General features: G+C 59.4%; 17 protein-coding genes. 5 read left to right on the top strand and 12 right to left on the bottom strand.

Going from position 1 to position 20,297, the window contains the following annotated elements:
* Positions 1–39: 39 nt before the first annotated feature.
* The gene (nhaA, locus tag CAG47_RS09235; protein ID WP_085724575.1) at positions 40–1,227 is read right to left on the bottom strand and encodes a Na+/H+ antiporter NhaA; all 1,188 of its coding nucleotides are present in this window, start codon (positions 1,225–1,227) and stop codon (positions 40–42) included.
* Between the two features lie 247 nt (positions 1,228–1,474).
* Between nhaA and CAG47_RS09240 the strand changes: the two genes are divergently transcribed.
* Complete coding sequence (locus CAG47_RS09240; protein WP_177408957.1) at positions 1,475–2,572, top strand: PLP-dependent cysteine synthase family protein; 1,098 nt, start codon at positions 1,475–1,477, stop codon at positions 2,570–2,572.
* Positions 2,573–2,691: 119 nt separating this feature from the next.
* Here CAG47_RS09240 and CAG47_RS09245 read toward each other — a convergent pair whose 3' ends face one another.
* Entirely contained in the window at positions 2,692–4,305 is a 1,614-nt protein-coding gene (locus tag CAG47_RS09245) for an NAD(P)/FAD-dependent oxidoreductase (RefSeq protein WP_085724577.1), read from the bottom strand.
* A gap of 95 nt (positions 4,306–4,400) precedes the next feature.
* Positions 4,401–5,069, bottom strand: a complete 669-nt coding sequence (locus CAG47_RS09250) for a COG3650 family protein (protein ID WP_085724578.1) — start codon at positions 5,067–5,069, stop codon at positions 4,401–4,403.
* A gap of 134 nt (positions 5,070–5,203) precedes the next feature.
* On the opposite strand from CAG47_RS09250, the gene CAG47_RS09255 reads away from it, so the two are divergent.
* On the top strand, positions 5,204–6,304 hold the full coding sequence (locus CAG47_RS09255; RefSeq protein ID WP_085724579.1) for an acyltransferase: 1,101 nt from the start codon (positions 5,204–5,206) through the stop codon (positions 6,302–6,304).
* A 21-nt stretch (positions 6,305–6,325) separates the two neighbouring features.
* Here the strand turns inward: CAG47_RS09255 and CAG47_RS09260 are convergent, their stop codons facing one another.
* Positions 6,326–6,925 carry a short chain dehydrogenase gene (locus CAG47_RS09260; protein ID WP_085724580.1) on the bottom strand — a complete coding sequence of 200 codons (600 nt, stop codon included), beginning with the start codon at positions 6,923–6,925 and terminating at the stop codon, positions 6,326–6,328.
* A 105-nt stretch (positions 6,926–7,030) separates the two neighbouring features.
* Here CAG47_RS09260 and CAG47_RS09265 point away from each other — a divergent pair, with 105 nt between their 5' ends.
* On the top strand, positions 7,031–7,939 hold the full coding sequence (locus tag CAG47_RS09265; protein ID WP_085724581.1) for a LysR family transcriptional regulator: 909 nt from the start codon (positions 7,031–7,033) through the stop codon (positions 7,937–7,939).
* 198 nt (positions 7,940–8,137) lie between these two features.
* Here the strand turns inward: CAG47_RS09265 and CAG47_RS09270 are convergent, their stop codons facing one another.
* The 5 genes from CAG47_RS09270 to CAG47_RS09295 all read right to left on the bottom strand — a co-directional run bounded on the left by CAG47_RS09270 (position 8,138) and on the right by CAG47_RS09295 (position 13,136).
* A complete protein-coding gene (locus CAG47_RS09270) occupies positions 8,138–8,839 on the bottom strand; it encodes an ABC transporter ATP-binding protein (RefSeq protein ID WP_085724582.1) in 702 nt (233 codons plus the stop codon).
* A complete protein-coding gene (gene livG, locus CAG47_RS09275) occupies positions 8,840–9,607 on the bottom strand; it encodes a high-affinity branched-chain amino acid ABC transporter ATP-binding protein LivG (protein WP_085724583.1) in 768 nt (255 codons plus the stop codon). It lies immediately after the preceding gene.
* Complete coding sequence (locus CAG47_RS09280; RefSeq protein WP_085724584.1) at positions 9,604–10,860, bottom strand: high-affinity branched-chain amino acid ABC transporter permease LivM; 1,257 nt, start codon at positions 10,858–10,860, stop codon at positions 9,604–9,606. The genes livG and CAG47_RS09280 overlap by 4 nt, the downstream gene beginning before the upstream one ends.
* Positions 10,857–11,780, bottom strand: a complete 924-nt coding sequence (gene livH, locus CAG47_RS09285) for a high-affinity branched-chain amino acid ABC transporter permease LivH (protein ID WP_085724585.1) — start codon at positions 11,778–11,780, stop codon at positions 10,857–10,859. The genes CAG47_RS09280 and livH overlap by 4 nt, the downstream gene beginning before the upstream one ends.
* A gap of 228 nt (positions 11,781–12,008) precedes the next feature.
* Positions 12,009–13,136 carry a branched-chain amino acid ABC transporter substrate-binding protein gene (locus tag CAG47_RS09295; protein WP_085724586.1) on the bottom strand — a complete coding sequence of 376 codons (1,128 nt, stop codon included), beginning with the start codon at positions 13,134–13,136 and terminating at the stop codon, positions 12,009–12,011.
* Positions 13,137–13,486: 350 nt separating this feature from the next.
* On the opposite strand from CAG47_RS09295, the gene CAG47_RS09300 reads away from it, so the two are divergent.
* Positions 13,487–13,792, top strand: a complete 306-nt coding sequence (locus tag CAG47_RS09300) for a DUF2288 domain-containing protein (protein WP_085724587.1) — start codon at positions 13,487–13,489, stop codon at positions 13,790–13,792.
* Positions 13,793–14,085: 293 nt separating this feature from the next.
* Here CAG47_RS09300 and CAG47_RS09305 read toward each other — a convergent pair whose 3' ends face one another.
* On the bottom strand, positions 14,086–16,284 hold the full coding sequence (locus tag CAG47_RS09305; RefSeq protein ID WP_085724588.1) for a hypothetical protein: 2,199 nt from the start codon (positions 16,282–16,284) through the stop codon (positions 14,086–14,088).
* Between the two features lie 196 nt (positions 16,285–16,480).
* On the opposite strand from CAG47_RS09305, the gene CAG47_RS09310 reads away from it, so the two are divergent.
* A complete protein-coding gene (locus tag CAG47_RS09310; protein WP_085724589.1) occupies positions 16,481–17,377 on the top strand; it encodes an NAD(P)-dependent oxidoreductase in 897 nt (298 codons plus the stop codon).
* Here the strand turns inward: CAG47_RS09310 and CAG47_RS09315 are convergent.
* Together CAG47_RS09315 and CAG47_RS09320 are read right to left on the bottom strand one after the other, a co-directional pair.
* Entirely contained in the window at positions 17,334–19,550 is a 2,217-nt protein-coding gene (locus tag CAG47_RS09315; RefSeq protein WP_085724736.1) for a bifunctional diguanylate cyclase/phosphodiesterase, read from the bottom strand. The two genes, CAG47_RS09310 and CAG47_RS09315, sit on opposite strands and share 44 nt — an antisense overlap.
* A gap of 147 nt (positions 19,551–19,697) precedes the next feature.
* Positions 19,698–20,063 carry a YkgJ family cysteine cluster protein gene (locus tag CAG47_RS09320; protein ID WP_085724590.1) on the bottom strand — a complete coding sequence of 122 codons (366 nt, stop codon included), beginning with the start codon at positions 20,061–20,063 and terminating at the stop codon, positions 19,698–19,700.
* Positions 20,064–20,297: the final 234 nt, after the last annotated feature.

Raw genomic sequence — 20,297 nt, forward strand, 5'->3', positions numbered from 1 at the left:
TTCAAGCCTTGATGGGGAGCCAGGCGTTGTCGCGGAATATCAGGAACTCAGCGCGGTGTTCTTGCGACTCGCCATCGCCGTCACCCCATAACCGATCAGCGCCGCCAGAATCGAACCGGTCAGGATCCCCATGCGATCCATCCCGGCGAATTCACTCACGCCCGGCTCGAAGGCCAGCGAGCCGACGAACAGGCTCATGGTGAAACCAATGCCGCAGAGAATCGCCACGCCCAGTATCTGGCCCCAATTGGCACCTTGGGGCAAGGCCGCGACGCCGGTTTTCACCGCCATCCAGGTCAGGCCGAAGACTCCGACGGTCTTGCCCAGCAGCAGCCCGATGGCGATGCCCATGGGGACGTGGTGAGTGAAGCTTTCGACGGTGACGCCGCTCAGGGACAGGCCGGCATTGGCAAAGGCGAACAGCGGCAGAATGCCGTAGGCCACCCATGGGTGCAGGGCATGCTCCAGGGTCAGCAATGGCGAGGGCTCGGCATTTTTCGTGCGCAGCGGAATGCAGAACGCCAGGGTCACGCCGGCCAGCGTGGCGTGGACACCGCTCTTGAGCACGCAGACCCAGAGGATCAAGCCAATGATCATGTACGGCCCGAGCTTGACCACCCCGAGACGATTCATCCCGACCAGCGCCGCAATACAGGCCGCGGCCAGCGCCAGGGACAGGGTCGACAGCGCGCCGGAATAGAAGATCGCAATGATGATGATTGCGCCGAGGTCGTCGATGATCGCCAGGGTCATCAGGAACAGCTTCAGCGAAACCGGAACCCGTTTGCCCAGCAGCGCCAGCACGCCAAGGGCGAAAGCAATGTCGGTGGCGGTCGGAATGGCCCAGCCGTTGAGGGCCGCAGGCGTATCGCGATTGAGGTACCAGTAGATCAGCGCCGGTACCAGCATGCCGCCGATCGCCGCCGCGCCGGGCAGGACGATTTGCGACGGCTTGGACAACTGGCCGTCGAGGACTTCGCGTTTGACTTCCAGGCCGATCAGCAGGAAAAACAGCGCCATCAGGCCGTCGTTGATCCACAGCAGCAAGGGCTTGGCGATTTTCAGCGCACCGACCTGGGCCACCACGGGGGTGTCCAGCAGGCCGTTGTACAGCCATGACAGCGGGGAGTTGTTGATGATCAGGGCCAGAACGGCAGCGGCGATCAGTAACAGACCGCTGGCAGCTTCCATCTGAAAGAAACGCGTGAAAGTGCTACGCAGAGGCAAGGTCGCTCTCCATCTGTGAATTCAAAAGGTGTTACACCCTAACAAGTACTGTTAGTTGTTAAAACAAAAGTTATATTCTTTTTTGTTATATGTCGTTACAGAGTAATCCGCCCGTGCCGACCTGAGCCTAGCAGTTGCCAGGCGTATTGGACCCCAGTTGTACCTGTGCTGGATGTAGGTTTTTTCCTAAGCTTGTTGGATGAGCCTTTGTAAATGGCCGACTCCTGCCCGATTCAACGAGAAAACCATCATGAGCGACAACCGACAGTGGTCCCGCGAAGCGATCCGGATCATCGAAGCCGATTTCCAGCGCAGTGCCGACACCCACTTGATCCCCTTGCCGCTGCCGGGTTTTCCGGGCATCGAGTTGTATTTCAAGGATGAGTCCAGCCACCCCACGGGCAGCCTCAAGCACCGCCTGGCCCGTTCGTTGTTCCTTTATGCGCTGTGTAACGGCTGGCTCAAACCCGGTGCGCCGGTCATCGAGGCTTCCAGTGGTTCCACGGCGATTTCCGAAGCCTACTTCGCGCGCATGCTGGGCTTGCCGTTCATTGCAGTGATGCCGGCGACCACCTCAAAAGAAAAGATCGCGCAGATCGCCTTCTACGGTGGCCAAAGTCATCTGGTGGACGATCCGACCCAGATCTACGCCGAGTCCGAGCGCCTGGCCCGTGAACACGATGGACACTTCATCGACCAGTTCACCTACGCCGAGCGCGCCACCGACTGGCGGGCGAACAACAACATTGCCGAATCGATCTTTCATCAGATGCGATTCGAGCAGCATCCCGAGCCGAGCTGGCTGATTTCCAGCCCCGGCACAGGCGGCACCACGGCCACCCTGGGTCGATACGTGCGCTATCGCCAGCATTGCACCCGCGTGCTGTGTGCCGATGCCGAGCGTTCGGTGTTCTTCGATTACTACCAGACCGGTGATGCCAGCCTGCGCCTGGACCACGGCTCGCGGATCGAAGGCATCGGCCGGCCGCGTGTGGAAGCGTCGTTTCTGCCCAAGGTGATCGACGCCATGGTCAAGGTGCCGGATGCCCTGTCACTGGCGGCCATGCACTACCTGGCAGAGCGTCTGGGACGGCATGTCGGCGGATCGAGCGGGACCAATCTGATTGGTGCGCTGATGGCTGCCCAGCATATGAAGGCGGCGGGGGAGAAGGGGTCGATGGTGGCGATTCTGTGTGACAGCGGCGAGCGTTATGCCACGACCTATTACGATCGGGACTGGCTCAAGGCTCAGGGGTATGAGTTGGATAGCTTGATGGCTGCGGTAGCGGCGACGGTGGAACGGGGCGAGGCGCTGCCGGCTTCGGTTTTGCGCGCGAATATCTAAGTCGTTCAATACCAATATGTGGGAACGAGCCTGCTCGCAAAGGCGGCATTACATTCAACAGATATGTTGATTGATCTAGCGCCATCGCGAGCAGGCTCGCTCCTACAGAGGTTTGGACATCAAGCCTCGAGACCGAGGATATCCCGAGCCACAGCCTCGGCAATGCGAATCCCGTCAACGCCCGCCGACAGAATTCCCCCTGCATAACCGGCGCCTTCGCCGGCCGGGAACAGGCCCTTCACGTTCAGGCTCTGCATCGACTCGTTACGGGTAATGCGCAGCGGCGAGGAGGTGCGAGTCTCGATCCCGGTCAACACCGCGTCGTGCAACGAGTAACCCCGAATCTGCTTTTCGAACGCCGGCAAGGCTTCGCGAATCGCTTCGATGGCGAACGCCGGCAGTGCCAGCGCCAGATCACCCAGGGCAACGCCCGGCTTGTAGGACGGCTCGACGCTGCCCAGTTCGGTGGACGGTTTGCCCGCGATAAAATCGCCGACCAGTTGCGCCGGGGCTTCGTAGTTGCTGCCACCCAGCACATAGGCGTGGGATTCCAGGCGTTCCTGCAACTCGATACCGGCCAGCGGGCCGCCCGGATAATCGACTTCCGGGGTGATGCCGACGACGATACCGGAGTTGGCATTGCGCTCGTTACGCGAGTATTGGCTCATGCCGTTGGTGACCACACGGTTCGGCTCGGAGGTCGCCGCCACCACCGTACCGCCCGGGCACATGCAGAAGCTGTAGACCGAACGACCGTTCTTGGCGTGGTGCACCAGTTTGTAGTCGGCGGCGCCCAGTTTCGGGTGGCCGGCGTACTTGCCCAGGCGGGCACGGTCGATCAGCGACTGCGGGTGCTCGATGCGGAAACCCACCGAGAACGGCTTGGCTTCCATGAACACGCCACGGCCATGGAGCATGCGGAAGGTGTCGCGGGCGCTGTGACCGAGGGCCAGGATCACGTGTTTCGAATGGATTTGTTCACCACCGTTGAGCTCGACGCCGACCAGTTGGCCGTCTTCGATCAACACGTCGCTGACGCGCTGCTGGAAGCGCACTTCGCCGCCAAGGGCGCGAATCTGCTCTCGCATGTTTTCCACAACGCCGGTCAGACGGAACGTACCGATGTGCGGTTTGCTGACGTAGAGGATTTCTTCCGGCGCACCGGCCTTGACGAACTCGTGCAGGACTTTGCGGCCGAGGAATTTCGGGTCCTTGATCTGGCTGTAGAGCTTGCCGTCGGAGAATGTCCCCGCGCCGCCTTCGCCGAATTGCACGTTGGATTCCGGGTTGAGCACGCTTTTGCGCCACAGGCCCCAGGTGTCCTTGGTGCGCTGGCGAACTTCGGTGCCGCGCTCGAGGATGATCGGCTTGAAGCCCATTTGCGCCAGCAGCAGCCCGGCGAAAATCCCGCACGGACCGAAGCCGACAACGATCGGGCGGGTGTTCAGGTCGGCGGGTGCCTGGCCAACCATTTTGTAGCTGACATCCGGTGCCACGTTGACGTTACGGTCATCGGCAAACTTGTGCAGCACCGCCGCCTCGTCGCGAACTTCAAGGTCGATGGTGTAGATGAAACACAGTTCGGAGGACTTTTTACGCGCATCGTAGCTGCGCTTGAACAAGGTGAAATCGAGCAGATCATCGCTGGCGATGCCCAGGCGCTGCTCGATGGCAGAGCGCAGTTCTTCATCGGGATGGTCGATCGGCAACTTGAGTTCGGTGATTCGTAACATGGCGGGATCCGGTTCGCGGGGCGCACAACTGCGCCAGGGCGTTTGAAACCCGCGATTATAAGCCCCAAAGGCGCAGGCCTGTGAGGCTTAAACGATCAGTCGTCGCGCGAGCCGCCGAAATACCCGCACCCACGCTGGACTTGACCGTCAACCCGCAGTTCGGCACTCATGTGCTGGATGCTGCCGGTGCTGCTGTCAACGCAGCGTTGCGGTGCAACCCACAGTTCGATGTGCTGGTTGTTGGCTTCGGTGCTGAGGTTGAAACGGCCATCGCCCAGTTGCTCTTCGACGTAAGGCACGGCCAAGGGCGGCTGGCCGGCCCGGTCGACGACCATGCCTTTGCCGCTGACTTTCACGCTCCACTCCGGCGTATGGCCAGCGGCACGCAGGATCAGCAGTTTGAAATTCGGATCATCGCAAGCGGTGCCCGAGCGCTCGACGCGGTACAACTGCTCCAGATCGAGCTGGCCGACACCGCTACTACCGGCCACCACCCGCCCGCGTACATCGGCAAACAGCTGGCCCTGTTTATCCGCCAGGCTTGCAGCCTGCTGCAGGACGCTGGTGCCGCCCGTGTCGTTGACCACGTAGCGGCTTGTCTGGTTGCACGGCTGGAACAGCAGTTTGCCGTCCGCCGCGGTCAATTGGCCTTGCATGCGTGTCTGGCCGACATGGGAGGCGTTCTGCCGCTCACCCTCGAACAATTGGCAAGCGGCGAACAGCGGAAGCAGGGCAACGAGGACTAAGGAACGGGCAACACGCATCTTGGGGTCTCCTGACAGGTGCCGCCACGTTACTCAGGCAAGCTAGTGATCACAAGGCTTGTGTGTCAGGGATTGAGTTGCGGGGGGCCTCGCAGCATAGTGGCGCACTTGTCCAGGACCGGGCCCACTTCGGCATGAACCAACACTTGTCTGTTTTCCCCAAACGACTGTATGCATTGGATGCACTGCGCGGTATCGCGGCGTTGGCGGTGGTGTTCTGGCACTGGCAGCATTTCTTTTTTCAAGGAGCAGCGCCGGGTCCGCTGCAAACCGGTCAGCAACCGTTCTACAGCCTGTTCTCATTGTTTTATCGGCATGGTGGCGATGCGGTTGCACTGTTCTTCAGCTTGTCCGGGTTCATCTTTTTCTGGTTGTTCGGGCATGCCGTGGCACGGCGAGGCCTGAGCGGAAAACAGTTTTTTCTCGAGCGCTTCAGCCGTATCTATCCGCTGCATCTGGCAACCTTCGGCGGTGTTGCGCTGCTGCAGATCGTCTACACGCGGTATACGGGGAACGCCTTTGTTTATCCGTTCAATGATGTCTATCACGGCCTGTTGAACATTTTTCTCGCCCCTGCGTGGGGCTTGGAACAAGGCTGGTCCTTCAATGGCCCGGCCTGGTCGATCTCTGTTGAAGCACTGCTCTACGCAGCGTTTTTCTTGCTGTGGCGCTATTCGTCTGCTCCAACGCTGATCAGCTTTTTGTTGATCGCCGTGGCGGCGTACAGCTTTCCCGCACAATACAAAATCACCCTTGGTGTGCTCGGTTTTTTCTGCGGTGGCGTTGGGTATGTGTGGGTAGCCTGGCTGATGCAACGGGTGCCCACACGTTGGGTGGGAGTGTGTTTGGCGACAGGATGTGCGGCGGGATGGTGGTTGTTTGGTGCCGATCAGCCGTTGATCAAGTTTGCGCTGTTGTTTCCGCTGACAATCATGGCCATTGCGGCGTGTCACTCGTTGCTGGAGCCGGCCGCCCGGCGTTTGGCGTGGCTGGGTGATATCAGCTACGCCAGCTATTTGCTGCACTTCCCGCTGCAAATTATCGCCGCGCTGCTGGCGGATAAATTCTTCCCGGGGCGTAACGTCTTTTATCAACCCTGGACGTTGTTGCTGTTTTTTTCAGTGCTGATCGGTGCCAGCCTGGTCTGTCATCGATGGTTCGAACGGCCGATGCAACAGTGGCTGCGACAGTTCGGGCGCGAGCGTCTGGCGAGCGGTGTGATCGCTCGCCAGTAACGCATCTGTCAGAGAGACCGGTCAGCCGACGTGAAAGGTCTGACCCGTTTGCAGGCCTTCCACACTCTTGGCGTAGGCCAAGGCTACATCCGCTGCGGGAACCGGCTTGAAGCCGCGGAAGTACGGCGCGTATTTGCCCATGGCTTCGACCAGGACGTTCGGGCTGATCGAATTCACCCTGAGGCCGCGCGGCAGTTCGATGGCGGCGGCGCGGACGAAGCTGTCCAGTGCGCCGTTGACCAAGGCTGCCGAGGTCCCGCTGTAAATCGGATCGTGGCTGAGCACACCGGTGGTGAAGGTGAAGGAAGCGCCGTCGTTGGCGAACTCGCGACCGATCAGCAGCAGGTTGACCTGGCCCATGAGTTTGTCTTTGAGGCCCAGGGCAAAGCTCTCTTCGGTCATCTCGTTGAGCGGTGCGAAGGTCACATTGCCTGCGGCACAGATCAGCGCATCGAATTTGCCGGTCTGCTCGAACAGTTTGCGAATCGAGGCGCTGTCGCTGATATCCACCTGAAAGTCGCCGCTGTTGCGACCAATGCGGACGATGTCGTGGCGCTGGGACAGCTCTTTGTCCACTGCCGAACCGATGGTGCCGCCTGCGCCGATCAAAAGAATTTTCATGGAGGCTGATCCTCGTGTGGTTGGGTGAGGTTTCAGTTTAGAGTGATTTTTTCTGCGGATAAGTGCACTAATAGGCAACCTTTGGTTTTCAAATGGAAACAATCCATGAGCGAAATGGATGACCTGGCCGCGTTTGCGGTATTGATCGAGGCGGGCAGTTTCACCTTGGCGGCGCAGCAGCTCGGTTGCAGCAAGGGCCAGTTGTCCAAGCGAATCAGCCAGTTGGAAGCGCAGTTTTGCGTGGTGTTGCTGCAACGTACCACCCGCCGATTGAGCCTGACCGCCGCCGGTGCTGCGTTGTTGCCACAGGCCCAGGCGCTGGTGGTGCAAGTCGAGCGGGCACGTCAGGCGCTGGCGAGATTGAAGGACGACATGGCCGGGCCGGTGCGGATGACGGTGCCGGTATCGCTCGGGGAGACTTTCTTCGATGGCCTGTTGCTGGAGTTCTCCACCCAGTATCCCCAGGTGCAGATCGAACTGGAGCTCAACAACAGCTACCGCGATCTGTCCCGCGACGGTTTCGACCTTGCGATTCGTTCTGACGTGGCCATTGACCAGCGACTGGTGGCGCGCCCACTGCTGGCGTGGCAAGAGCTGACCTGTGCGAGCCCGGCCTATCTGGAGCAATACGGTGAACCGCAAACACCCCAGGCGCTGGCCGAGCATCGCTGCCTGCTCAACAGCCATTACAGCGGCCGCGAAGAATGGCTGTATCACCAGCAGCATGAGTTGTTGCGTGTACGGGTGTCGGGGCCGTTCGCCAGCAACCACTACAACCTCTTGAAGAAAGCTGCGCTGGTCGGCGCCGGTATTGCGCGCCTGCCGTCCTACTGTTTGCCGACAGAACTGGCCGACGGGCGTTTGCGCTGGCTGCTGCGCGATTATCAGACCCGCAGCATGCCGATGTATCTGGTGCACCCGTACCAGGGTGGCTTGCCCAAGCGCACACAGGTGCTCGCGGATTATTTGATCGGGTGGTTCAAGCGCAGTGGGGAGGTGTTGGATCGGCTGTGACAAAAATCATCTGAAACCGTATAGATCCTGTGGGAGCGAGCCTGCTCGCGAATGCGGTTTATCATTCAACATCTTTGCTGGCAGACACACGGCTTTCGCGAGCAGGCTCGCTCCCACAATGGATCACCATTGCCGGTGAGATTGTGGCGGGCACAAAAAAACGGCCCGCGAGGGCCGTTTTTTGTTTACCGCAATGGCTCAACCACCGAGGTACGCTTCGCGCACTTTCGGGTCGGTCAGCAATGCTTCTCCGGTGCCTTGCATCACCACCCGGCCGTTCTCCAGCACGTAGGCGCGGTCAGCGATCTTCAGCGCCTGGTTGGCGTTCTGTTCGACCAGGAACACGGTCACACCGTCCTTGCGCAGCTGTTCGATGATGTCGAAGATCTGCTGGATGATGATCGGTGCCAGGCCCAGCGACGGCTCGTCGAGCAGCAACAGCTTGGGCTTGCTCATCAGCGCACGGCCGATGGCGAGCATTTGCTGTTCGCCGCCGGACATGGTGCCGCCGCGTTGGTTGAAGCGTTCCTTGAGTCGCGGAAACAACCCCAGAACCTTGTCCATTTGCTCCTGGTAATCGCCTTTGTCGGTGAAGAATCCGCCCATGGAGAGGTTCTCTTCCACGGTCAGACGGGAAAACACCCGACGACCTTCCGGGACCACGGCGATGCTTTTACGCATGATTCGCGCGGAGTCCTGGCCGACCAGTTCCTCACCCATGTAGCGGATGCTGCCGCTGTGGGCTTGCGGCGAACCGCAGAGGGTCATCAACAGGGTCGACTTGCCGGCGCCGTTGGCACCGATCAGCGTGACGATCTCGCCCTGACGGACTTCGACGTTGACGCTGTGCAGCGCCTGGATCTTGCCGTAGAAGGTGGAAACGTTTTCGAACTGCAGCATTTACGCTTCCCCCAGGTAGGCTTTGATCACTTCAGGATTGTCGCGGATCTGCTCCGGTGTACCGTTGGCCAGAGGCGTGCCCTGGTTGATCACGAAAATGTGGTCGGAGATGCTCATGACCAGTTTCATGTCGTGTTCGATCAGCAGCACGGTCACGTTATGCTCTTCACGCAGGGTACCGATCAACGCCTTGAGGTCGTCGGTTTCCCGCGGGTTGAGGCCGGCGGCCGGTTCGTCGAGCATGAGGATGCTTGGACGGGTCATCATGCAACGGGCGATTTCCAGGCGGCGCTGCTGACCATAGGCCAGGGTGCCGGCCGGACGGTTGGCGAACTCCTTGAGGTTGACCTTTTCCAGCCAGAACTCGGCGTATTCCATGGCCTCGCGTTCGCTGCGGCGAAACGCGGGCGTCTTGAACAGACCGGCCAGGAAGTTGGTGTTCAGGTGCCGATGCTGAGCAATCAGCAGGTTTTCCACGGCGGTCATATCCTTGAACAGCCGCACGTTCTGGAAGGTCCGCACCACGCCTTTACCGGCGATCTTGTGGCCGGGCAGGCCTTCGATCGCTTCACCGTTGAGCTGGATGCTGCCGGCGGTTGGCTGGTAGAAGCCGGTCAGGCAGTTGAACACGGTGGTCTTGCCGGCGCCGTTGGGGCCGATCATTGACACCACCTGTTTCTCTTTCACGCTCAGGGCAACGTTATTGACCGCCAGCAAGCCGCCGAAGCGCATGCTCAGGCCATCTACTTTCAGGATCTCTCTGCTCATTTACGCAGCTCCATGTGAGGACGTTGCATGGGCAGCAGACCTTGAGGACGCCAGATCATCATCAGCACCATCAAGGCGCCGAACATCAACATGCGGTATTCGCTGAAGTCACGCATCAGCTCGGGCAACAGGATCATCACGACAGCCGCGAGGACCACGCCCAACTGCGAGCCCATGCCGCCCAGCACCACGATGGCGAGGATGGTGGCCGACTCGATGAAGGTGAACGACTCCGGCGTGACCAGCCCTTGACGCGCGGCGAAGAAGCTACCGGCGAAACCGGCGAAGCAGGCACCCAGGGTGAAGGCCGACAGCTTGATCACTGTCGGGTTCAGGCCCAGGGCACGGCAGGCGATTTCGTCTTCGCGCAAGGCTTCCCAGGCACGGCCGATCGGCATGCGCAGCAGACGATTGATCACGAACAGCGCGAACAGCGCCAGCAACAGCGCCACCAGGTAGAGGAAAACCACCTTGCTGACCGGGTTGTAAGTCAGGCCGAAGTATTCATGGAAGGTCTGCATGCCTTCGGCAGCCGTTCTGTCGAAGCTCAGGCCGAACAGCATCGGCTTGGGGATGTTGCTGATGCCGTTCGGTCCGCCCGTGAGATCGGTCAGGTTGCGAAGGAACAGACGGATGATCTCGCCGAAGCCCAAGGTCACGATCGCCAGGTAGTCACCGCGCAGACGCAGCACCGGAAAGCCCAGCAGGAAGCCGAACGTCGCCGACATCAAGCCGGCGATGGGCAGGCAGATCCAGAAGCTCAGGCCGTAGTAGTGCGACAGCAGCGCATAGCTGTAGGCGCCCACTGCGTAGAAGCCGACGTAGCCCAGGTCGAGCAGGCCGGCCAGACCGACCACGATGTTCAGGCCCAGACCGAGCAACACGTAGATCAGGATCAACGTGGCGATGTCCACCGCACCGCGTGAGCCGAAGAACGGCCAGACCAGTGCAACGACGATCAACGCCATGATGATCCAGCGCTGGGTTGTCGGCAGGGTCAGGAAGTGACTCGCGCTGGCCGGGATCAGTTTGCCCTTGGGCACTGAGCGCATGGCCGCCGAATATTGGCGGTCGAACAACACACGCAGGAACATCAGCACCGAGCAGGTGGCGATGATGATCAGCGTGGAGGTTGTGGCACCCTGCACTTCGAGGTTGATGCCGGCGATGGACAGTTTCAGACCGAGTACCGGATAGGCAACGGCCCAGACCAGCAGGGCGCTGAACAGCGCCTGTTTAAGATTCCTGATCATACTTTCTCAACCTCCGGACGGCCCAACAGGCCGGTTGGCCGGAATAACAACACCAGAACCAGAAGACCGAAAGCCACCACGTCCTTGTATTGGTCACCGAATATATCGGCACCGAATGCTTCGGCCACCCCCAGCACCAGACCACCGAGCATGGCGCCCGGAATACTGCCGATGCCGCCCAGAACCGCCGCGGTAAAGGCCTTGAGGCCCACCAGGAAACCGGCGTTCGGGTTGATCACGCCATACTGCATGCTCAGCAGTACAGCCGCCACGGCCGCCAGAGCAGCACCGATGACGAAGGTCAGGGCGATGATGTTGTTGGTGTTGATGCCCAGCAGGTTGGCCATCTTGATGTCTTCGGCACAGGCCCGGCAGGCACGTCCCAGGCGTGAGCGCGAGATGAACTGGGTGAGGCAGAGCATCACCACCAGGGTCACGACGAACACCAGGATCTGCATGTAGGAGATCAGCACTTCCTGTGCGCCGCCCGGACCGAAGCTGAAGCTGCCCGGAATCAGGTTGGGGATCGATTTGTCCTTGGAGTCTTGCGAGAGCAGTACCGTGTTTTGCAGGAAGATCGACATGCCGATGGCCGAGATCAGCGGGATCAGGCGGTTACTGCCCCGCAGGGGGCGGTAGGCGATCCGTTCGATACTGTAGCCGTAGGCACTGGTGACAACGATGGTCGCCAGGAATGCGGCGGTCATCAACAGCGGCAGGGAATGGATACCCAGCATGGCCAGTCCGGCAAGGACGATAAAGGCCACGTAGGAACCAATCATGTAGACCTCGCCATGGGCGAAGTTAATCATTCCAATAATGCCGTAAACCATTGTGTAGCCAATGGCTATCAGGGCATAGGTGCTGCCAATGGTCATCCCATTAACCAGCTGTTGGAAGAAGTGATAGATCTCAGGCATTACAGCGCTCCTAAAAACCTGATACGCATTTCACTGGTGGAGTCATGTTCCGGCCCGGGCTGAGTGGTCTGTGGCCACCCTCGCTCGAACGTTTGCCAGCGAACCGCTGGTGACGGTTTTAAGATTTTCAGGTGAACCTGCTCCCGGATCGCGGGTGTCAGGCCCATAAACCTCGTAAAACAAAGCCCACTGCTTGCACAGTGGGCTTCATGGTCAGTCAGACCAGGCTTACTGAGGGGAAACTTCGGTTTTAGGTTTGCCAAAGTGCCACTGGTAAACCACGAACTTGAAGTCTTTCAGGTCGCCCTTGTCGTCGAACGACAGGTCGCCGGTCGGGGTCTTGAAGGTGCCTTTGTGGATGGCTTCAGCCACTTTGGCCGAGTCTTCGCTCTTGGCGGCCTTGATACCTTCGGCGATCACTTCGACTGCCGAGTAGGCCGGGAACACGAACGGACCGCTCGGGTCCTGCTTCTTGGCGGCGAACGCGTCAACCAGCGCCTTGTTGGCCGGGTCCTGGTCGAAAGACTTCGGCAAGGTCACCAGCAGGCCTTCGGAAGCGTCCTGGGCGATTTGCGAGATGGAGTCGTTGCCGACGCCTTCCGGGCCCATGAACTTGGCGTTCAGGCCTTTTTCCTTGGACTGGCGCAGGATCAGGCCCAGTTCCGGGTGGTAGCCGCCGTAGTAGACGAAGTCGACGTTGTTCTGCTTGAGTTTCTGGATGATCGAGGAGAAGTCCTTGTCGCCGGCGTTGAGGCCTTCGAACACGGCAACCTTGACGTTCTTGCCTTCGAGGGTTTTCTTCACGGCGGTGGCGATGCCTTCACCGTATTGCTGTTTGTCGTGCAGCACAGCAACGATTTTCGGTTTTACGTGATCAGCGATGTAGTTGCCGGCGGCAGGGCCCTGGGCGCTGTCCAGGCCGATGGTGCGGAACACCATTTTGTAGCCGCGGGTGGTGATGTCCGGGCTGGTGGCGGCCGGGGTGATCATGATCACGCCTTCGTCTTCGTAGATGTCGGACGCTGGCTGAGTGGAGCTGGAGCAGAGGTGACCGACAACGAATTTCACACCATCGTTGACCACTTTGTTGGCGACGGCCACGGCTTGTTTAGGGTCGCACGCGTCGTCGTATTCCTTGGCTTCGAGCATCTTGCCGTCGACGCCGCCCTTGGCGTTGATCTGCTCGATGGCCATCTTGGCGCCGATGAACTGCATGTCGCCGTATTGAGTGACCGGGCCGGTTTTAGGGCCGGCAATGCCGATCTTGATGGTGTCAGCTGCAAACGAATGGCTGGCAACCCCGGCCAGAACCATAGCGGCAAACAGTTTGGAAATCTGCTTAGTAGCCTTAGTCATAGTGCTCCACTCTTACTGTTGTAATTTTTATAGTCCTGGCGCCGAAAGCAGCAGAACCGGGTCAGATATCTGCGACATTCCCCGGAAAAGCCCCTCGGCAACTGTACCGGTACAGTGTAGAGCGCCGATTGTCAGCCTGGGAAGGCAGCGCCGGGGGGCAAAACCTGCAAGTGTCGCTTTATTGAAAGTAAAAGACAGAATTGCGGCGGGGTATTGAGGGGCTTATAGCCGGATTCTCAGCATTCCCTGGCTTTCCTGCGCTTTTCATTTCGATCACTCAATTGCATCCGGGTTTTTCTGCCAGACCACCGACGTTATCATTCACGCCGATTTCTTTTCCGGACAGTCCCATGAATCAAGAACCTAGCACCCTCTATGCCAAGCTGCTTGGTGAAACCGCATCTATTAGCTGGAAAGAACTGGAGCCGTTCTTCGCCAAGGGTGCCCTATTGTGGGTCGATCCCGGTCTGGATTTGATCGTCGTCGCCGAGGCCGTGGCGACCGATGAGGGCAAGAAAGTGGCTGCCTGGCTGGCCGCCGACAAGGTCGCCAAGCTGTCTGAAACGCGGGCGCTGGATCTTTTTGAGCGTGATCCGGAGATGTGGGCGGTGGTGGTCAAGCCCTGGATTCTGGTCCAGGAAAGAGCACTGGCTTAAAGGCTTGCACCTTATTGGTGCGCGTCTGTGCCGGGGAAAAGTGTGTAGCCGAGTAGCGTGATGGCATGTTGCCGTGGAGAAAGGCCACAGCTTCACGGTGACGTAAACGTAACGGGAACAGTTGGGAAAGCAACTGAACGGCTGCTCAATTGTTTCTGAATGTTGATTTGCGTTGATTGTGGGGGCCGCCTTCGCGAGCAGGCTCACTCCCACAGGGATCGCATTCTTTCAGAGAGAACGCGGTCAACCGTGGGAGCGAGCCTGCTCGCGAAGGCGGCGACGCGGTTTGCACCCTAGTAAGACGTCTTGCCTGTGTGGTTATTCAGCGAAATAACCTTGGTCTTGCCGATGCGGTGGCGGTAGATCTCGCGCAGGTACTTGATCGATTTCTTCACGCAATCCCGGGACAGGCGAATGTCGTTGATCGAGACAAATTTTTCCTTGTCGTTGATCAGCTCACGGTACTTCTTCTCGTACATCGGCTTGATCGCGTACCAGTTGGTATCGAGGATCTTCGCCGGGTTCTCGAATTCGTTGAGCAACTCGTCGATCCGGTTTTCATCGAACTGTTCGTTGATGATGAAGTCCAGGATCGAGTTGTCCAGGGTCTCGTCGAAACGGTACGGGGTTTTCGCGAAGCAGCGCTTGATGAAGGCCACGATCAACGTCAGGAAGTCGTCCGACAGGCACGGGCTCTTGGCGATCAGGGTGGTCAGCGACAGGTTGGCCGAGGCGCCGATCACCAGCGCGTAGCGCTTGAGCGTGGTGTTGGGGAACAGGCTGTTGAGGTGCGTCTTCAACCGGTTCAGGTCCATGTAGGACAGTTTGTAGTCCTTCGGCAGGGAAACGATCGACACCACCGACGAGCAATTCTTGAAGAAGTGCAGGTCATGCAGGGCCGCCGCGTCGTAACCCGAGTTCTTGTACTGCTCCAGCGACGCGCGATAGCGCTTGGACTCGATCGGCAACAGACTGATGCCTTCGATGGCCTGGGTGACCTTGTTGAAGTGCGGCAGGTCGATCGAGCGGAAGAACAGGTCGTCGATGTTCAGGCGCTGCGGCTCTTTCTCGAAAACCTTGAATTTGTCACTGCTCGGCGGCGGGGTTTCCGGTACCACGGACTCGGCATAGGCAATCGCCACCGGGCCAGCCAGGCTCATGAACAGGTCGTTGGCGTCCAGGCGGATGGTTTCGCCGATGTCGATTCCAGCGCGGCGGAAATAGTTCTGGTCGTAGTCGGTGGTCACCGCCTGGGCCGTCAGAATGTTGAAGATCTGCTGCGAGATGTATTGGTTGGCATGCTTTTCCATGGCATTGACATCAATGTTCTGGATGTTGCCGTCATCGTTTTCTTCGGCGTAGCGCATGATGTCATTGGAGATCAGCATCATCGCGTTCCATGGGCGGATGCGGCCCATGACACTGGCTTCGCTGCTGTCTTCGTTGGCGAAGTTGTAGGAGAAGTCCCACTCTTCTGACAGGTATTTGCACAGCAGGCGGCCGGCGTTGATGTGCAGCGCCTCGGACATTTCACTGCGGTGATCGGAAATGTTCGGCAGTACACAGATGCCGCTGGTGAAGATCGGTTCGAAGACGAAGGAGTGACCACTTTTGCTGTCGTGCTCGTCCATCGGTTTGGTGTCGAACGTCTTGTTCATGTACGAATGCTGCTGGGCAAGGCCGAACTCCGAGGCCATGCCCGAGCCGGTGCCGCCGCCGGCACTGAAAATCGAGAAATACAGGCGCGACTGGTTGGCCTTGATGCCGCAGCTGTCGATCAGGTACGAGTGAATCATTTTCCAGTCAGGGCTGGAGAAACGCTGGGTGTCCTTGTTCAGGATGATCTTGGCCAGGTACTGACCGAGGATCGGCGCATTACCGGCGCCACCGGCGTGGACTTCCGACAGGTCCATGATTTTCATCTTGCTGTAGTCGCGCAGGAATCCGCTTTTTTCGCCCTTGCGCGAGAAGCGGATGCGTCCGGCGATGTCCTTGTCCAGGTCGCCGAGCATCACCAGCGGCTCGACCAGAAACACCGGCTTGGTATTTTTGTTCTGGCCCAGGCGCAGGTTGTTGCGGATCCACTGGGCCGGGCCGTAGCCTTTTTCGGCATAGCGCTTGTCCGGCGACAGGCGATCTTCGTTGTTGAATTCGTTGAGGTAGAACTTGCGGGCGTTATACACCAGCTCTGCCACGTCCAGCGCAATGTTCGAGCCGCAGCGGCCCAGGCCGATCAGGCACACCGATGGGAATTCCTGGTCGTTGTGCTGTTCGCTGTCGCCTTCCAGATGCGGTGGGCGCGGGAACACCATGTCGCGCAGGCCGTCGAGGTTATCGAGGATGCGGTCGGTGTTGGTTTCGGTGAAGTACAGGTATTGCTGGGTCGCCAACGGACGGGAGTGAATCAATGGCTTCGGTGATGACGGGCTGTTGGCCGCGGGGCTCAACGTCAGATCGGTTACCGCAGTGGCCGGGTTGTTTTTAGAAGTCATTGTTCGCCATCTACCTGGGCTGATTGGTTGGCCGACTCACTGTCGTCGAACCGTCACGGAATACAATCGCGTCTTTTTTCAGCGCGTACTTGGACCATGCCTTGGTCTTTTGCCTGAGCATTACTCGGAGTGAATCCTTTCCTGAGTCATGATGGATCGGCCATTATTTGGCGATCTTTAATCAAAAGGAGGCTAAATGATGTCAATGCTACCTTCGCTGGGGTTTGCCGGGATCGGCCTGATGGGGTTGCCGATGTGCCAGCGCCTGCTGGACGCTGGGTATCCGCTGGCGGTATGGAATCGCAACCCGGAAAAGTGCAAGCCGCTGGTGGAGGCAGGCGCACGCCAGGTCGCCAGTCCGGCCGAACTGTGCCAGCACGCTGACGTGGTGATGTTGTGCCTGGCGGATACGTCGGTCGTACGCGAGGTGGTGTTTGGTCCGGCAGGCATTGTCGAGGGGGCAAAGACAGGCCAGTTACTGGTGGACTTTTCCAGTCTGGAGCCCAACGCCACGCGGGAAATGGCCGCCGAGCTAGTTGGCAAGTCCGGCATGGGCTGGCTCGACACGCCGGTGTCCGGCGGTGTGGTGGGGGCGCAAGCCGGGAGCCTGGCGATCATGGTCGGTGGTGATGCGCAGGACCTGGAGCGGGTCCGGCCTGTGCTGCTGAACCTGGGGCAGCGTGTGACGCACATGGGTGGCATCGGGGCAGGGCAGGTGACCAAGGCGTGCAACCAGATGATCGTCGCCTGCAATGCCCTGGTGATTGCCGAAGTGGTCGCGCTGGCGGAACGTTCCGGGGTCGATGCCAGCCTGATCGCCGAAGCGCTGGCGGGTGGCTTTGCAGATTCGAAACCCTTGCAGATCCTCGCCCCACAGATGGCTGAAAACCGTTTCGAGCCGATCAAGTGGCACGTGCGCACGTTGCTCAAGGATCTGGATACAGCGGTGAAGTTTTCCCGGGAGCAAGGCTCGGCGACACCGATCAGCGGTCTGGCCGCGCAGTTGATGCGCTTGCATGGGAGTCAGGGTTTCCTTGAAAAGGACCCGTCTACATTAGTACAGATGTACCGTGAGCCAGACTCAGCGTCGTGACGGTATAGGCGTCCCTGCGCTGGTTGATTTCGTTCAGTACCGGAAGTAATTCGGCGAGCGGCACCGGCCGACTGAGCAAGTAGCCCTGAACGAAGTCACAGCCATGGTTTTCCAGGAACTGGTATTGCTCGAAGGTTTCGACCCCTTCGGTGACCACCTGCAGTTGCAGGGTATGGGCCATGACGATAATCGCCTGGACAATCTCCATGTCCTGGGTGGCCTTGGGGATGTCCTGGATGAACGAGCGGTCGATTTTCAGCGTGTTGAGCGGCAAGCGCTTGAGATAGGCCAGGGATGAATAACCGGTACCGAAGTCATCGATCGACAGCGACACGCCGAGGGCGCGAATCTGCCGCAGTAACACCAGTGTGTCGGCGATATTGCCCATCAGGGCGTTTTCCGTGACTTCCAGTTCCAGTCGATGGGGCGCTACACCGGTGGCCCGCAATGCATACTCGATTTCATCGGCCAGTTCTTCTCGCGCCAGATTCAGGGGCGAGCAATTCACGGCGATCTTGAGATTTTCGCAGCCCTGGCGCGACAACTCGCCCAGATCCTCGCAGGCCTTGCGCAGCACCCAGTTGTCCAGCTCGGCGATCAGACCATTGGCCTCGGCGATGGCGATGAAACGATCCGGTGCGAGGAAACCGTGAACCGGGTGTTGCCAGCGGATCAAGGCCTCGAGCTTGCTGACATGACCGGTCCTGAGGTCATAGATCGGCTGGTAATACAGCAACAGACCGGTGTCTTCACGCAGGGCGTGGCGCAACTCTTCTTCCAGTTGCAGCTCGAGTGTGGCGCGGGTTTTCAGGTTGGCACTGAAAAAGTTCAGGCCATTGCGGCCGCTGCCCTTGGACTGATACAGCGCGAGGTCGGCGTTCTTCAACAACTCCTCGCATGTCTTGCCGTCTTCCGGAAACAGGCTGATGCCGATGCTGGTGGTCATGACCATGCGCCGGCCGGCCAGTTCGATGGGCTCTTTCATTTTCAACATGATGCGTTGGGCCATCTGCCGCGCTTCGTCACGATCATGCAGGTCGATGAGCAGGCAGAACTCGTCGCCCCCGAAGCGCGCGACAACATCCTCATGACTGCGAACCGAGCTCTTGATGTGTCCGGCAAGCGCTACGAGCAGTTCATCACCGGCATCGTGGCCCAGGCTGTCGTTGATCCGCTTGAAATGGTCGATGTCCAGGAACAGGATCGCCAGCATCCCGCCCTTGTTGGTTTTCTCGATGAGTTTTTCGGCGAAGATCTGATTGAACCCGCGACGGTTGATCAGATTGGTCAGCGGGTCGTAGTGCGCCACCTGCTGCAGCGACATGCGTGCCTGGTCCAACTGGCTGAGCAGGGAGTTGACCCGCTGCAGGTCGTGGTCCTTGCGTTGCAGTTTCTTGTCCGCCAGGGCCGCGCTGATGCTGCTGCCGATGATCAGCAGGGTCATGACCGTCACGGTCAACGCCAGTTGCAGGTGGCTGTGCTCGCCGGTCTGTGCTGGCAGGCTGTCGCTGGGGAGTACCAGGTTGAAGGCGGCCATGGCGGTGAGGTGCATGCCGAGGATGCCCGCGCCGAGCAACAGGCTGGCCGAGTATTTGAAGAGCTGATGCAGCATGCCGGCGCCCTCGCGCAGATACCATGCCATCAGCAAGGCTGCCAGCGCGGCACCGATAGCGACCACGATGGAAAGAGCAAACAGGCCCGGATGGTAATAGACCGAGGCATTGGAGTGCATGGCCGTCATGCCCACGTAATGCATGGTCGAGATACCCAGGCCGATTCCGATCGATGTCTTGAGACACTGTTGCAGGCTCAAATCCGGGAGGCTGAGGGTATGCATGGCCAGCCACGCGGCGAGCAGTGCGATGGTCAGCGAGAACACCGTGACAGGCAGTTGGTAGTGAAGATCGATAGGCGTCTGGAAGGCCAGCATCCCGACGAAGTGCATGGCCCAGATCCCGCCAGCCAGACATGCGCTGCCCACCCAGCGCCAGCGCGTCTGGGACGCGGATTTTTCCGCGTGGGCTACCCGCTCGGCCATGTCCAGCGTCGCGAAACAGCCGACGCAGGCGACCAGATATGCCAGCAGCACCAGAAACGGGTCATGGGTGCAATTGAGTATGACCTGCCCGCCCTCTGGCAGATCGGTCATGAAATGCAGACCAAGCCACTCCATCGCATGCCCCATCTTTATCCCTCAGGCCGGCGCAAGGAGCGCCAAAGAATGTCTTGGAGTATAGAGGGCATGGATGGAGCGCAAGCGGTAGTGGCACATTAATGTCAAACATTTTGACATTAGCCTAATAGCGATTAGTGCTAATTATCAGCCGATTTGCTTCTGAGGCGTCTCGAGCGCAGGTTGCAGGGGCGGCAAGCCGAAAGCGGCACGGGCTTTGTCGCAATCGGGATTGGCCTGGCCATCGACCCAGGAAGCCTCGAACTCCCGACAAGGGCTTGAGCGTTGTTCATAAATCGAGCACTGCACCGTACTGCCGACGACTCCCACCAGGCTGGTGCAGCGCGCGGGTTTGCACCCGGTGCCGATCATCGCGACCCGACTGGGGCTGATCTGCTCGACAAGCTCATCGGGTACCGTCCCTCCGGACGAGGCGCATTCACCCCAGAAAAATGACACGCGAAAATAAGAACAGCAGGCACCGCAATTCAGACACGGACTGGCTTCGGACATGGGCGATTATCGTAAAGAGGAGTGGAGGCGGAGGGGGGAACAAGGTCGCTATTCTAGGCTTCGCCAACGGCTTGGGAAGGGGGGGCGAAAGGTATTTTTCATCGGCCTGACGAACTGCGAAGTACTCGCCCGCTCGCGATGAACGCACAAACGCCGCGGGGGCATCAGGTCTCCCGCGTTATCGTTGACGACCATCGCGAGCGTGCTCGCTCCTACAGGGTACAGGGTGGGGGG

The sequence above is a fragment of the Pseudomonas sp. R37(2017) genome (assembly GCF_002113375.1).
Classification (GTDB): Bacteria; Pseudomonadota; Gammaproteobacteria; order Pseudomonadales; family Pseudomonadaceae; genus Aquipseudomonas.